Genomic DNA, 14,803 nt, shown 5'->3' with positions numbered 1-14,803 from the left:
GGAGTTACTCCTGAATCAGGTCCAGCTGGCGGATGACTTCAGAACCAACCCCTTCAAGGGCGGTGCGTTCGATCTGAGCCTGTTGGGTCAACTCATCAATACGGGCCTGAATAGCCTCTTGCTGAATGGTCTGGGCCAGTTCATCGCGTACGGCCTCAAGCGCAGGGGCTTCAGATTTGCGCTTGTCGTTCAGGATCACCAGATGCCAGCCGAACTGCGTTTGCACCGGGTCTGAGATTTGACCTTTTTCAAGACCCAGCACGGCGTTTTCAAACTCGGGCACCATCTGGCCCTTGCCGAACCAGCCCAGCGCACCGCCATTGGGGCCGGACGGCCCGGTCGAATGCTCGCGCGCCATCTCGGCAAAATCCGCGCCGTCATCCAATTGCGCCTTGAGGGCTTTGGCCTCGTCCTCGGACTCAACCAGAATATGGCTGGCATCGAACTCGTCTTCGCCTTCAAACTCAGCGAATTGCGCGTCATAGGCCGCTTGCACAGCCTCATCCGTCACAACATCATCGGTCAGAGCGTTCACAGTCTGCACCGCCAGCAAAGAGCGTGTCTCATTGTCCAGCGTCAGCGCGTTTTGTTGGGTCAGCTCTTCCTGCTGTTGGCCCAGCAATTGCTGTTGGATCAGCTGTTCAAGCACGAAGTCATACAGCACATCGTCCTCGATCTGCTGATATTGCTGCGGCAACGCCGCGACGGTGGCGACAACGTGACCCAGTGTGATCTCGTCCCCGTTGACCGTGGCCAGAACGGTACCTGCATCGGGCTTGGTTTCGGCGGCCAGCGGCAGCGCCATCACGGCAGTCAAAGCCAGCGATGGCAGAAAAGTGAGGCCTTTGGGCATGGAATCATCCTATTTCTTTGCCGCGACAGGGCGCAGCGTTGACACTTCAGAACCTGCCGCTTACATCGCTTTGAAGCCTTGGACAGGGCCGCCTTTCACCCCCCGTATCTATGGGTTGCGCGCAAGGTGGGCAAGCCTGTCGCAACCAAGACAAGAACAGATCCGCTGGAGTGAACATGCTGGGACTCGGAACGCTCGCCAAAAAGGTGTTCGGAACACCGAACGACCGCAAGATCAAGGCGACCCGCCCCCTGATCGAAAAGATCAACGCGCTGGAGCCCGAGTTCGAAAAACTCTCTGACGAGGGTCTGATCGAAAAAACCGCCGAGCTGCGCAAACGTGCGCTGGATGGCGAGAGCCTGGATGACCTGCTGCCCGAAGCTTTTGCCAACGTGCGCGAAGGTGCCAAACGCGCACTGGGTCTGCGGGCCTTTGATGTGCAGCTGATGGGCGGCACCTTCCTGCATCAGGGCAATATTTCCGAGATGAAGACGGGTGAGGGCAAGACGCTGGTTGCCACTTTCCCCGCCTACCTGAACGCGCTGACCGGCAAGGGCGTGCATGTCGTCACAGTGAACGAGTATCTCGCCAAGCGTGACTCGGAATGGATGGGTAAGGTTTTTGCGTCCGTCGGAATGACCACCGGCGTGATCTGGTCAGGCCAGCCAGATGCCGAGAAAAAGGCGGCCTATGCCTGTGACGTGACCTACGCCACCAATAATGAGCTTGGCTTCGACTATTTGCGCGACAACATGAAGGCCGATATGGCCGACATCTATCAGAAATACCACAATTTCGCGATTGTGGATGAGGTCGACTCGATCCTGATTGATGAGGCGCGGACGCCGCTAATCATCTCGGGTCCGGCGCAGGACCGTTCTGATCTGTACACCGCGATTGACGCGCTGATCCCGAGCTTGAGTGACGATCACTATTCGCTGGACGAAAAATCCCGCAACGTGACTTTCACCGATGAAGGCAACGAGTTTCTGGAACAGCAACTGATTGCTGCGGGCCTGATCCCCGAGGATCATTCTCTATATGATCCCGAAAGCACCACCGTGGTGCATCACGTCAATCAGGGTCTGCGTGCGCATAAACTGTTCCAGCGCGACAAGGACTATATCGTGCGTGACGGCAATGTGGTTCTGATCGACGAATTCACTGGCCGTATGATGCCGGGTCGTCGCCTGTCGGAAGGTCTGCACCAAGCGATCGAGGCGAAAGAGAACGTCCAGATTCAGCCCGAGAACGTGACGCTGGCCAGCGTAACCTTCCAGAATTATTTCCGCCTCTATGACAAGCTGGGCGGCATGACCGGGACCGCGCTGACCGAAGCCGAAGAATTTCAGGAGATCTACGGTCTGGGCGTGGTCGAAGTCCCCACCAACCGTCCGATTGCACGTCTGGACGAAGACGATCAGGTCTATCGCACCGCGATGGAAAAGTACGGCGCGATTATCTCTGAGGCGAAGAAGGCACAGGAAAAGGGTCAGCCGGTTCTGATCGGCACCACCTCGATCGAGAAATCCGAAGTTCTCAGCCAGATGCTGACCAAGGAAAAGATCGAGCACAACGTTCTGAACGCACGCCAGCATGAACAAGAGGCCCAGATCGTGGCCGATGCGGGCCGCTACGGTGCGGTTACCATCGCCACCAACATGGCCGGTCGTGGTACTGACATTCAGCTGGGCGGCAATGTCGAGATGAAGGTTCTGCAGGCCCTGGCCGAAAACCCCGAGGCCGACCCGGCTGAACTGCGCGCCGCGGAAGAGGCCAAGCACGCCGAGGAAAAACAAAAGGTTCTGGATGCGGGTGGTTTGTATGTCATGGCCTCGGAACGCCATGAAAGCCGCCGCATCGACAACCAGCTGCGTGGTCGCTCGGGCCGTCAGGGCGATCCCGGTCGCACGGTATTCTACCTCAGCCTCGAAGACGATCTGATGCGCATCTTCGGCTCGGAACGTCTGGACAAGGTGCTGACCACGCTGGGCATGAAAGAGGGCGAAGCCATCGTGCACCCCTGGGTCAACAAATCGCTGGAACGCGCGCAATCCAAGGTCGAAGGCCGCAACTTTGACATGCGCAAGAACGTTCTGAAATTCGACGACGTGATGAACGATCAGCGTAAGGTGATCTTCAGCCAGCGGCGCGAGATTATGTCAGCCGACGACCTGTCCGAGATCGTCTCGGACATGCGCGAACAGGTGATCGACGATCTGATCGACGAATACATGCCACCGAAATCCTATGCAGATCAGTGGGATACCGATGGGCTGCATGAGGCGATCAAAGAAAAGCTGACCATCGATGCCCCGGTTCAGGACTGGGCCGCCGAAGAAGGCGTGGATGACGAACAGGTGCGCGAGCGTCTGGTTAAGGCCGCCGATGAGATGATGGCGCAAAAGGCCGTCGCCTTCGGCCCCGAGAACATGCGCAACATCGAAAAGCAGGTCCTTCTGCAGACCATCGATGGCAAATGGCGCGAGCATCTTCTGACGCTGGAACATCTGCGCTCGGTCGTCGGATTCCGGGGCTACGCCCAGCGCGATCCGCTGAACGAGTATAAGAACGAAAGCTTCCAGCTGTTCGAAGGCATGCTGGACAGTTTGCGCGAAACCGTGACCCAGCAATTGTCGCGCGTGCGCCCGCTGACCGAAGAAGAACAGCGCGAGATGCTGGCACAGATGGCGGCCCAGCAAGCGCAAGCTCAGCAGGCCGTTGATCAGGCTGCTGGCGCTGCCGAGGCCAAGGCCGAGGCCGTCGCGTCGGGCGATGCACTGCCCGGCTTTGACGAGAATGATCCGTCGACCTGGGGCAATCCTTCGCGCAACGATCCCTGCCCCTGTGGCTCAGGCAAGAAATTCAAACACTGCCACGGCAGATTGACCTAACGTCAACAAATACCAGTCACAATCGCTCCGCTTCGCGGCCACAAATTGGCCGCGATTTTTAACGAGAGTGCGACTCGCTCCTTCAACTGGGGAGGGTGTTTTGTTCGTAGTCAGAAATTACGTGACCATGTGCGGCACAGTCGCCTGTGCCTTAGGTATTGGTTACCTGATGCAATATAGTGCGCCTGCGCAGCCGAACGGCGCGCAGGAACCTGTCGCCGTGGCTTCTGTCGCGGATCAGGCCTCGGTCATTGCCGGGCTTGAACGCATCGTGCAGACCTCTTCCTCTGACGAGACCCCCTCTCAACCGATTGAGCGCCCTGCGCCGAAGGCCGCACAAAAGCACACCAATTGCAGCATCAGCGCGCGTGCCACCGCCCAAATGGGTGCCAATGCACGGCTGCGGATCAAGGCCCCCTGCCGCAGCAACGAACGTGTTGAAATTCACCACAGCGGTCTGACACTGACACAGCAAACCGACCAAAACGGTGCCTTGGATCTGACCATTCCGGCCCTGTCCGAATACGCCATTTTCCTGATCTCATTCGAGGATCAGACCGGCACGGTCGCCACCACTCACATCATGGACATTGACCAGTTCGACAGGGTCGCATTGCAATGGCAGGGTCAGACCGATCTGCAAATCCACGCCTTGGAGTTCGGTGCTAGCTATGGTGAGCACGGGCATATCTCGGCCAATAGCGCATCGCAGGGCGCGGGTTCCGTGGTCCATCTGGGAAGTGCGGGCTTCCATGATGGACAGAATATCCAGATTTACTCGTTCCCGGCAGCGCGTTCGGAACAATCGGGCTCGGTCGCTTTGACGGTGGAAACCGAAGTGACTGAGGCCAATTGTGGCCGCGATTTGAACGTCCAATCCTTGGAACTGCGCAGTGATCGTCGGCTGCGGTCGCGCGATCTGATCCTGACGATGCCGATGTGTACCGAAGTCGGTGAGTTTCTGGTGTTGAATAATCTGTTCCAAGACCTGACAATCGCGGCAAATTAAACCGCAGGCAGGCTCGAACTTCTCATGACACTTATTCGTGCGGCGCTGGCTGTACTGTTTTCTGTTTCGCTGGCTGTTTCAGCCGCAGCGCAGGATATTGTTCTGACATCGCATGATGGCAAGATCGAAGTCTCCGGCACCCTTCTGGGCTTTGACGGCGAATTCTACCGGGTCGACACCCAATTCGGTGAGCTGACAGTCGATGGCTCTGGCGTCACATGCGACGGCCCGGCCTGCCCCAGCCTGACCGATTTCGTGGCCGAGGTCCGGTTCTCGGGATCATCCGTCATGGCCGAGACGGTCCTGCCTGCCCTGATCATCGGCTTCGCCCGACAAGAAGGTCTGACAGCAACCCCATCGCGCGTGGATGAACGCAGCTTTGCCTATGAGCTGCGCCAGCCAGACCGCACGGCCCCTCTCGCCCGCCTGTTCTTTCGCGTTGGAACGACGGATCAGGGGTTTGCCGACCTCATGGACAACGACGCCGACATCGTAATGGCGCAACGCGAAATCCGGGATGAGGAACGCGACATGGCCGAGGCCGCAGGTCTGGGCGATCTGACCCATCCCCGCCGCGCGCGGATTGTAGCACTGGATGCGATCGTGCCGGTAGTTGCGCGAGAGAACACCGTTCAGCAGATTTCACCCGCGGATCTGGTCCGTGTTCTGTCGGGCGCGATCACCAACTGGACAGATCTGGAAGGGCCGGACGCTCCGATTGCCCTTCACATGCCGGACACCGGGTCAGGCTTGTCCCAGGATGTCGAGGATCAGCTACTCTTCCCCGCTCAGGCTGAGCTATCTGACACCGTTCTCCGCCACCAGCGCAATCGCGATCTTGTACAAGCAGTGGCCAATGACCCGTTTTCGATCGGCATCACGACGCAGGCGGCCTCAGGCCCGACCCGCGCACTGCCTTTGGCTGGAGGCTGCGGACATGCCCTTGAGGCGACCCGCCAGTCAATCAAAACCGAGGACTACCCGCTGACCTCTCCGATGTTTCTCTACCTGCCGCAACGCCGCCTGCCACGGATCGCACGAAAGTTTCTGGCCTATACCCGCTCAGCCGACGCGCAGATGGCCATACGGAAGGCCGGGTATGTGGATCAGGCGACCGAGAACCTGCCCATGTGGCTGCAGGGGGATCGGCTCGCCAATGCCATCGTTTCTGGTGGAGCCGAGGTCGGACTGGAAGAGCTTCAACACATGGTCGAAACTCTGCGGCCATTGTCTAGACTGTCAATCTCCTTCCGGTTCGAGCCGGGAAGCTCTCGCCCGGATGCGCAATCGCGGTCCAACATTCTGCAATTGGCGCAGGCGCTTGAATCCGGCAGTTTGACCCCTCGCAAGCTTGTATTCGCTGGGTTCAGTGACGGGGATGGAGGCGCCAACGCCAATGCCCGGATCGCTCTTCGCAGGGCACAAACGGTGCGCAATGCTGTTCTGGCCGCCGTTGAAACCGAAATCCCCGACAGTATTGAGATCACAACCGAAGGTTTCGGAGAAGCGATGCCGATGGCCTGCGATGACACTGAGTGGGGCCGAAAAACAAACCGCCGGGTTGAGGTTTGGGTAAACTAGAGAGTGACGATGTCGGACAGAAACTCCGACGAAACCGCCTCAGCAATCAATTTGGGTACATCGCAGCCGTATGGTGACTACTTCTGATCTCTAGATACGCGGCGGTTTTTCCGGCGAGACTCGAAAAAACGCAAAGACCCTGTGACGCATTTGGATAGAGGCAACATGGGCGAAAGCGAGAAACTGTCCTCATCGAAATAAATAGGCCAAAGTGGAACTCTCAACCCAGACAACAACTTCAGTCGTTAGGGCAATCAACTGAAAACACAACTCTTCCCGTCACAAATACCCCTCGGACCGAAAGCTCAGCTCGGTTGATTTTCCAATAATCAGATGGTCGTGCAGGGTCAGCCCCAAGGCCGTGCAGGCATCCTGAATGCGGTTGGTCATGTCGATATCCGATTGCGACGGCGTTGGGTCGCCGGAGGGATGGTTATGCACCAAAATCAGGGCCGAGGCATTCAGCTCCAGCGCACGTTTCGCCACCTCGCGCGGGTAGACCGGGACATGATCAACGGTGCCCTTCGCCTGCTCTTCATCCGCAATCATCACGTTCTTGCGGTCCAGATAGAACACGCGAAACTGCTCGATCTCTCGATGCGCCATTGTCGTATGGCAATAGTCCAGCAAAGCGTCCCAGCCGGAAATCACGTGGCGCTGCATCACCCGCGCGCGGGCCATGCGATGGGCGCAGGCCTCCAGGATTTTCAGATCGGTGATGACGGTTTCGCCAACGCCTTTGATTTGGCGCAACCGCTCCTCTGGCGCGGTCAATACGCGGTTGAAGTCCCCGAACGTATCCATCAGCAGCCGGGCCAGAGGTTTCACATCCTGACGCGGGATGGATCGGAACAGCACCAGCTCCAGCAACTCATAATCCGGCATAGCGCCTGAACCACCAGACATGAACCGTTCGCGCAGCCGCTTGCGATGGTCTTTGATGTAGGAGGGTAACCGACCCGTCGGCAGCGGCTGCGCTGGCGCTTCGTCCGTGTCGAAAAGCATTGGGGCTTCGGCAAAGGCGTCCTGTGTCATGGGCCTCACCTTGGCGCAGAATCGGTTTCTGAAAGGTTAACGCGCCTCACCGGCCATGCGCGCTGTGGCGCGGCGTACCAGCATGTGCAGCAGGATCGAGAACACGCCCAAAGTCAGCATGGCTGCAAACATCAGATCGGTCTTGGCCCGGCCATTGGCCAGCAGCATCAGGTAGCCCAACCCTTGCGAGGACCCGACCCATTCGCCAATAACCGCGCCAATCGGCGCATAGACCGCCGCCAATCGCATCCCCGAGGCTAGCGAAGGCAGCGCTGCCGGGATACGTATGTGCCACAGAACCGAACGCGGGCTTGCCTGCATCGTGCGCGCAAGATCGAGATATCCGGGCGGGGTCCTCATCAGACCGTCAAAGAAGGATGAGGTGATCGGAAAGTAGATGATCAGAACCGCCATCGCGACCTTGGACCAAAGGCCGTAGCCCAGCCACAGGGTCAGAAGCGGCGCCAGCGCAAAGACCGGCAAAGCCTGCGTGAAAACCAGCATCGGCTGCACCAGCACCCGTGCGGCCCGTGAATTGGCCAGTTGCAGCGCGGTGACGACGCCTAGAACGGTTCCCACCGCCAGGCCGATCACGACCTCAACCGCTGTGATCCAAGTATGTTCCGCAATCACCCAGCGGTTCTGCCACCAGGTTTCAGCCACAAGCGCCGGGCCGGGCAGGATGAATTTGGGCAGGCCGGTCAGGCTGACAATCGCTTGCCAGACGGCCAGAGCGAACAAGGTTGCGGCGAGGGCAGAGAGGAGTTTCATGCCGCCTCTCTCAATAGTTTCAGTAGCGCGCCTTGGGCTTCCAATGTCTCCAGATCATCCACATGGCGCGGTGCGGGCGCGGCAGGCGGAGCACAGGGCGTCAGCCCCTGCTGCGTCATCACGACGATGGATTGGCCCAAACGTGCGGCCTCGGCCGGGTCGTGGGTGACCAGAAGGACTGTTCGACCCTGCAGCGCCTCGGCGGCCAGATCCTGCATATCCGCGCGGGTGCGCGCATCGAGGGCCGAGAATGGTTCATCCAACAGCACGATGGGGCGATCTTCCATCAGGGTCCGCGCCAAGGCGACGCGCTGTCTTTGGCCGCCGGACAGCTCCGACGGTTTCTTGGCCATGTGGTCTTGCAGGCGCATCCGTTCAATCAGACGGTCCCGGCGATCCAGATCAGGTTTCTCACCCCGCAGTCGTGCGCCGAGTGAGACGTTTTGCGCCACCGTCGCCCAAGGCAGCAACAGGTCATCCTGCGCCATATAGGCCACGCGGGTTGGGACCGTTTGGCCATCGCTGGCTACGATCTGACCGGTAAAATCCGCGCCTGTCTCCAACCCGGCGATCAGGCGCAGAACGGTGGTTTTACCAACGCCCGATCCACCCAATAGGCAGGTCCACTGTCCCGCTCCAAGGGTCAGGGTCAGCGGTGCGAATAAGGGCGTATCGCCAATGCTCGCGTGTCCGCTGATGGTGAGATCGGGCGCAGGGGTCATGGGGTCAGACCCATTTGCCAGAAATTGACCTCTAGCTCGGTGGCGGTTCGGAAGGTTTGGCACAGACGACCCCAACGCGGAGAGGCCTCGAAATCTGCCCCAATCCGTCGTGTTAGAGCCGAATCCAGCAGTTCGCCGACCGCCTTGCACGCGCCTTGGTAGTCCTCACCAGCATAGGTGCTGATCCAGTCGCGATAGGCCTCGGATGTGGCCTCGGAGGTCAGCCGAGCGCCGATCTCTCCATAGCCCATCACACAGGGCGCAAGTGCGGCCAACAGGTCCAGCAGATCGCCGCTATACCCGGCTTCGAGGACAAAGCGGGTATAGGCCAGATTTTCTTGCCGTTCAGGCGTGGCGAACAATTCAGATTGCGAAATGCCTGCCGCTTCGCAAACGCCGATATGCAGTTTCATCTCTTCGCTGATCAGACCATTGACGGTGCGGGATGCTGCCAGCATCTCTTCATGCGTTTCCGATTTCACTACCGCCAACGCCCAAGCGCGGCTGAAATGGATCAGGAACACATAGTCCTGACGCAGGTAATGCAGGAATGCCTCTCGGGGCAGAGAGCCGTCCTTCATCCCTTCAACAAAGGCGTGGCGGGTGTAGTCCCGCCACGGCCCCTGCGCCGCATCACGCATCAGCGTGAAGGCTTTGCCATAGTCGCTCATTGCGCGGTCACGTCGATGGTGATGTCGCTGACCGGCAAAACGCTGTCAATCATGCCGCTTTCGTTCAGGAAGGTTTCGAACCGGGCGTAGCGGCCCGCATCAAAACCCGCCGGGCGCAGAGCAAAGCGCGGCAGAGTGTCGACCCACGCGCGAGCATTCAGCTCATCCTGCAACTCGGGCGAAGTCGCGGCGAAGATCTCCCAGCTTTCTTCGGGGTTGTTGACAATGTACTGGGTCGCTTTTTCGGTCGCCGCCAGGAAACGCGCGATCTTGTCCTTATCCATCGTCTCGGGGTTGGCGACGTAGATCAGTTCGTCATAAGACGGCACGCCCTCTTCCTCGATATAGAAGCAGGTGCCGGGACGGCCTTCGATATCCATCTGGTTCAGCTCGAAGTTGCGATAGGCACCGATCACCGCATCCACCTGACCGGTCATCAGCGACGGAGAGAGCGAGAAGTTCACGTTGATCAGTTCAACATCGTCCAGCGCCACGCCATATTTGCCCAGAACGGTGGTCAGAACAGCCTCTTCCACGCCAGCGACCGAGAAGCCGATTTTCTTGCCCTTCAGGTCCGCAGGCGACTTGATCGGGCCGTCTTCCAGAACCAGCAGACAGTTCAGAGGGGTCGCAACCAGCGTACCGACACGCTTCAGCGGCAGGCCTTCATGGATCTGCAGGTGCAGCTGCGGCTGATAAGATACGGCCAGTTCGGCCTGACCAGCAGCCACCAAACGCGGCGGAGCGGACGGGTCGGCGGGGGGAACGATCTCAACCTCGAGGCCCTGCTCGGCGAAATAGCCGTTTTCCTGCGCCACGATGATGGGCCCATGATCGGGGTTGATGAACCAATCCAGCAGAACGGTCATCTTGTCTTCGGCCCAGGCCGGCGCAGCGGCCAGAAGGGCGATGGCTGTCATCAGCTTTTTCATGTCTCGCGTTTCCTTTTCACTCACGAGGTTGAGGCCGCGACGAGGACAATCTCGCCCGGCCAATCCGGTTCAATCTGTTCAGCCGCACGCCAGGCGCGCAGGCCGCTTGCACAGCACAAAGCCAGTCTTTTTGCTTTGTTAGGCTCTGATTTCAGGTGCTCCACGCTTAGGCGACGTGCGAGAGGGTGGATGGGTTGAGGAGCTTCGTCTTCACTCCGCAGCTCAACAATCACATCATTTGAGGACAGTTGCGAGGCGGCAACGAAGGCGAAGGATTGCTCAGGCTCAGGCGCGGCATTAAAACGGAAGCTAGAGCTTCGGAAGGTCTGGGCATCCACCTGCACCATCAGGCCAAGGGGCGACGGGTCGAGGCCGAGGAGCAAAGCCAAAGCCATCTGCGCCTGCATCGCGCCGATCATCCCCACGACCGGCCCCAGCACACCTGCCGTGGCACAGCTCGCCCCGCTGGTTGGTGCGTCGGGGAACACGGCCCGCAGTGAAGGCGCACCGCCGCAGAACGCACCAACATAGCCAGACAGGCCCAACACCGAGGCACTGACCAAAGGTTTTCCCAAGGTCAGGCAGATATCCGAAAGCGTGTAGCTGGCGGCATAGCTGTCCGCACAGTCGAGAATCACATCGGCCTGTGAAACAAAACCGGCCGCATTCTCTTTTGTTAGAGCCTGTTTTTGCGCGGCGACGTCGATATCAGAATTCAAAGCACGGCAGCGATCGGCTGCAACTTCGGCCTTTGGGCGTCCGTAGTCTGCCTCAGTAAACAGCGTCTGCCGATGCAAGTTCGACAGGGCCACGTCATCCGCATCGAGGATCGTGAAATGGCCAACGCCTGCCCCGGCCAGCAAAGGCAGAACCGGAGCCGCCAATCCACCCGCCCCGACAACCAGAACCCGCGCCTTGGACAGGCGCGCCTGCCCTTCGGCCCCAACTTCCGGCAGGATCATCTGGCGAGCGTAGCGGCTCATCTGGTGGCCTCGATCCACTGACGCACCCGCGCCTCGGGGTCGGCGTTCAGGGTGATGTCCGTGACGACCGAGACGATATCGGCACCCGCCTCAAGCACGCCGGGCGCGCGTTCGACGCTCATACCGCCAATCCCGACCAGTGGAATATCGCCCACACGGGCTTTCCATTCGGTAACTCGCGGCAGGCCCTGCTGCTCCCACTTCATCTTCTTCAGGATCGTCGGATAGACCGGCCCCAGCGCGACGTAGTCGGGGTCCATGGCCAGAACGCGCTCTAGCTCATCATCGTCATGGGTGGAAACGCCTAGCTTTAGATCCGCTTTTCGGATTGCTTTGAGGTCGGCGTCATCCAGATCTTCCTGCCCCAGATGAATCCAGTCGCAACCCGCATCAATGGCGGCCTGCCAATAGTCGTTCACCACCAGAACGGCACCATGCTGATTGCACAGATCGCGAGAGGTCGCGATCTCGGCCCGGACAACATCGTCCGGCTGATCCTTTATGCGCAGCTGCACCAGCTTTACACCCATAGGCAGCATCCGCTGCAGCCAGTCGGAGTGGTCAAAGATCGGGTAGAAACGGTCCAAACTCATGACAGGAACGCCTTTCCGACGACGGGGGTTGAGGGTTCGGCCATGTCCCGAGCCTCAATAGGGTCGGCCTGATGGGCCAGCTGCCCGGCCTCAACCGCGCGCATCATGGCCTTTGCCATCAACGCCGGATCACCGGCGCGAGCGACGGCTGTGTTCAACAATACGGCGTCATATCCCAGCTCCATCGCGTGGGCCGCATGGCTGGGCAGGCCGATCCCGGCATCAATCACCAGCGGGACATCCGGGAACTCGGCCCGCATTGCGCGCAGGGCATATTCATTGTTCAGCCCCCGGCCCGAGCCGATGGGCGCACCCCAGGGCATCAGGACCTCGCATCCGGCCTCAAGCAGCCGTTCACCCACGATCAGGTCGTCGGTGGCGTAAGGGAAGACCTCGAACCCATCCTCGGTCAGGATGCGCGCGGCCTCGACCAACTGGAAGACGTCCGGCTGCAGACTGTCGGTATGGCCGATCAGCTCCAGCTTGATCCACTTGGTCTCAAACACTTCGCGGGCCATATGCGCGGTGGTCACCGCCTCTTTGACCGTATGACACCCGGCAGTGTTGGGCAGCACCAGCACGCCCAGATCACGGATCATCTGCCAAAAGGTCTGCCCGGCCCCCGATTCCCGCCGCAAAGAGACAGTCGCCACACCCGCGCCGCTGTCGCGGAACGCCTGTTCTAGAATAGCGGGGCTGGGATATTGCGCGGTGCCCAGCATCAGAGGGTTGGGCAGAGCGACGCCATAAAAGCTTTTCATCCTCACCCTCCTTGCATCGGCGACAGGATTTCGACCCGGTCACCTTCGGACAGGGCATGGGCAATGCGCAGGCTGGAGGGCACGAATTCCTCGTTCACCGCCGTTGCAACACGGCCCGAGAAACCGCATTCCTCTAGCAGCTCTGCCAAGGTCGAGGCCTTTACCTCTTTGGGGTCGCCATTAAGCACGATCTTCATCGACCATCTCCGAATGTTTGTTCTCAAGCGCCAGATCGGCCACGCCCTGTGCCAGGGCTGGGGCCAACAGGTAGCCATGGCGGTAGAGGCCATTGGCATAGATCGTCCGGCCCAAGCGCCGGATGCGCGGCAGGTTGTCAGGAAAGGCTGGGCGCAGATCGACGCCAATTTCCAGCACCTCAGCCTCACCAAAGGCCGGGTTCAAAGCGTAGGCCGCACTGAGCAGTTCCAGCATTGAGCGCGCGGTGATCCGGCTGCTGTCTTCGCTTTCGATCATGGTCGCGCCCAGCATGTAGATGCCCTCACCACGCGGCACGATGTAGAGCGGCATCCGCGGGTGCAGCAGGCGCACTGGACGGTTCAGCGTCACTTCGGGGCAACGCACCACCAGCATCTCGCCCTTTACGCCACGCAGATCATGCAGGTATTCCCGCGCGTGCAGCCCTCGACAATCGATTGCGTTTTCTAGCTGTGCAGGTGCGAGTTTGCGGTGGAATTCGACGCCCTTGTCTTTGAGACCTCGGTGCAGGTCTAGCAATGCCTGACGGGGGTTAAGATGTGCTTCTTGGTCGAAGTACAATCCTTTTCCGAATCCATGCAGATCAGGCTCTAAATTCGCGATTTTCGCCCGGTCTACTTCGGAATAAGAATTCGTCCGACGGGCAAATCTGCGTAAATCTGGGATGTCCCGCGCATTTGCCAAGACCAGAGTACCGCATCGTTGCACAGTTGTTCGGGAGGCCCACCACTCGATGGCAGATTGACCGAGCCTAAGGACAGGTTCCTCCGCGTTTTCATACTCGCACCACGGGGCCAGCATACCGCCCGCCCACCAGGAACATCCATGCGGGCCTGGGGGGCCGCCGGGATCGAAAACCTGTACCTTTGCCCCGCGCGAGACCAGCTCGGACGCAACGGCCAAACCAGCTACACCGGCGCCTATGACGGACCAGAGGGTCACGCAGGCCAAACCCGGTGGAAGTGATGAACAGGTCCGTGGCCCGCACCGATCTTCAGCTCATCAGCCCGCGCGATTGCGCCCTGCAGATACTCGTGCGCCTGCGCCACGGCATCGACAAGCGTCAGGCCTTGGGCCAAACCGGCAGCGATAGATGAGGACAGCGTGCAACCCGTTCCATGGGTGTTTCGGGTGGCCTTCCTTGGGGCCTGAAATTCGGCAATCACCCCGTTTTCGTCGATCAGCAGATCATGGCAGACATCCCCCTTGCCATGACCGCCCTTCATCAAAACCGCTTGTGCACCCAAAGCGCACAGCGCTTTGCCCTGTTCAACCATCGCCTCAGGCGTGTCGGCATCACCTCGATCCAGCAAACATGCCGCCTCGGGTAGGTTTGGCGTCAGAACGGTTGCACGGGGCAGCAGAACGTCGCGTAGCGTTTGAACTGCCTCATCGGCCAGAAGGGCATCACCGGATTTCGCAATCATCACGGGGTCCAGAACGACCCGTCCTTGAAACTCGGAAATCCCCTGCGCCACGGTCTCAATAATCTCCGGCGTCGCCAGCATTCCGATCTTGATAGCGCGCACATCCAGATCGCTGAGCACCGCTTGGATCTGGGCCGAGATGACCTCCGAGGGAATACCATGCACGGCCGTAACTGCCTGCGTGTTCTGAGCAGTAACGGCGGTGATCACGCTGGCCCCGAAAACACCCAAAGCCGACATCGCCTTGAGATCGGCCTGGATGCCCGCGCCGCCGCCGCTGTCGGATCCTGCTATGGTCAAGGCAATAGGTGCCACGTCGTTGCTCCATCTATTGTGAGCAACTCGGGCATGGAAA

General features: G+C 59.6%; 15 protein-coding genes. 3 read left to right on the top strand and 12 right to left on the bottom strand.

Features of this window, described 5'->3' with window-relative positions:
• Positions 1 to 4: 4 nt before the first annotated feature.
• Complete coding sequence (locus ACR0C3_RS18770; protein ID WP_480759911.1) at positions 5 to 853, bottom strand: peptidylprolyl isomerase; 849 nt, start codon at positions 851 to 853, stop codon at positions 5 to 7.
• A gap of 176 nt (positions 854 to 1,029) precedes the next feature.
• Between ACR0C3_RS18770 and secA the strand changes: the two genes are divergently transcribed.
• The 3 genes from secA to ACR0C3_RS18755 all read left to right on the top strand — a co-directional run bounded on the left by secA (position 1,030) and on the right by ACR0C3_RS18755 (position 6,337).
• A complete protein-coding gene (secA, locus tag ACR0C3_RS18765; RefSeq protein WP_480759909.1) occupies positions 1,030 to 3,747 on the top strand; it encodes a preprotein translocase subunit SecA in 2,718 nt (905 codons plus the stop codon).
• 100 nt (positions 3,748 to 3,847) lie between these two features.
• A complete protein-coding gene (locus ACR0C3_RS18760; RefSeq protein ID WP_480759908.1) occupies positions 3,848 to 4,756 on the top strand; it encodes a hypothetical protein in 909 nt (302 codons plus the stop codon).
• 24 nt (positions 4,757 to 4,780) lie between these two features.
• On the top strand, positions 4,781 to 6,337 hold the full coding sequence (locus ACR0C3_RS18755) for a phosphate ABC transporter substrate-binding/OmpA family protein (protein ID WP_480759907.1): 1,557 nt from the start codon (positions 4,781 to 4,783) through the stop codon (positions 6,335 to 6,337).
• A gap of 279 nt (positions 6,338 to 6,616) precedes the next feature.
• On the opposite strand, the gene radC is transcribed toward ACR0C3_RS18755, so the two are convergent.
• Genes radC through thiD form a run of 11 tightly spaced genes read right to left on the bottom strand, consistent with a single transcriptional unit; the run spans position 6,617 to position 14,763 of the window.
• On the bottom strand, positions 6,617 to 7,372 hold the full coding sequence (gene radC, locus ACR0C3_RS18750; protein WP_170462892.1) for a RadC family protein: 756 nt from the start codon (positions 7,370 to 7,372) through the stop codon (positions 6,617 to 6,619).
• A gap of 36 nt (positions 7,373 to 7,408) precedes the next feature.
• Entirely contained in the window at positions 7,409 to 8,143 is a 735-nt protein-coding gene (locus ACR0C3_RS18745; protein ID WP_170643454.1) for an ABC transporter permease, read from the bottom strand.
• Entirely contained in the window at positions 8,140 to 8,865 is a 726-nt protein-coding gene (locus tag ACR0C3_RS18740) for an ABC transporter ATP-binding protein (protein ID WP_480759906.1), read from the bottom strand. Before ACR0C3_RS18740 ends, ACR0C3_RS18745 begins: the two co-directional genes overlap by 4 nt.
• The gene (tenA, locus tag ACR0C3_RS18735) at positions 8,862 to 9,536 is read right to left on the bottom strand and encodes a thiaminase II (protein WP_480759904.1); all 675 of its coding nucleotides are present in this window, start codon (positions 9,534 to 9,536) and stop codon (positions 8,862 to 8,864) included. The genes ACR0C3_RS18740 and tenA overlap by 4 nt, the downstream gene beginning before the upstream one ends.
• Positions 9,533 to 10,468 carry an ABC transporter substrate-binding protein gene (locus tag ACR0C3_RS18730; protein WP_480724929.1) on the bottom strand — a complete coding sequence of 312 codons (936 nt, stop codon included), beginning with the start codon at positions 10,466 to 10,468 and terminating at the stop codon, positions 9,533 to 9,535. Before ACR0C3_RS18730 ends, tenA begins: the two co-directional genes overlap by 4 nt.
• Positions 10,469 to 10,488: 20 nt before the next feature.
• Positions 10,489 to 11,451, bottom strand: coding sequence for a HesA/MoeB/ThiF family protein (locus ACR0C3_RS18725; protein WP_480759902.1), 963 nt, complete (start codon positions 11,449 to 11,451; stop codon positions 10,489 to 10,491).
• Entirely contained in the window at positions 11,448 to 12,044 is a 597-nt protein-coding gene (locus ACR0C3_RS18720) for a thiamine phosphate synthase (RefSeq protein ID WP_480759901.1), read from the bottom strand. Before ACR0C3_RS18720 ends, ACR0C3_RS18725 begins: the two co-directional genes overlap by 4 nt.
• A complete protein-coding gene (locus ACR0C3_RS18715) occupies positions 12,041 to 12,805 on the bottom strand; it encodes a thiazole synthase (RefSeq protein WP_480759900.1) in 765 nt (254 codons plus the stop codon). The genes ACR0C3_RS18720 and ACR0C3_RS18715 overlap by 4 nt, the downstream gene beginning before the upstream one ends.
• Before the next feature lie 2 nt (positions 12,806 to 12,807).
• Positions 12,808 to 13,002 (bottom strand): sulfur carrier protein ThiS, encoded by a 195-nt coding sequence (gene thiS / locus ACR0C3_RS18710; RefSeq protein ID WP_170479983.1) that lies wholly within the window; start codon positions 13,000 to 13,002, stop codon positions 12,808 to 12,810.
• Positions 12,986 to 13,963, bottom strand: coding sequence for an FAD-dependent oxidoreductase (locus tag ACR0C3_RS18705; protein WP_480759898.1), 978 nt, complete (start codon positions 13,961 to 13,963; stop codon positions 12,986 to 12,988). Before ACR0C3_RS18705 ends, thiS begins: the two co-directional genes overlap by 17 nt.
• On the bottom strand, positions 13,960 to 14,763 hold the full coding sequence (gene thiD, locus ACR0C3_RS18700) for a bifunctional hydroxymethylpyrimidine kinase/phosphomethylpyrimidine kinase (RefSeq protein ID WP_480759897.1): 804 nt from the start codon (positions 14,761 to 14,763) through the stop codon (positions 13,960 to 13,962). Before thiD ends, ACR0C3_RS18705 begins: the two co-directional genes overlap by 4 nt.
• Positions 14,764 to 14,803 lie beyond the last annotated feature (40 nt).

The organism is Ruegeria sp. CK3 (genome assembly GCF_056536565.1).
The sequence above is the reverse complement of the archived record's forward strand: the minus strand, read 5'-3'. Positions and strand labels throughout refer to the sequence as shown.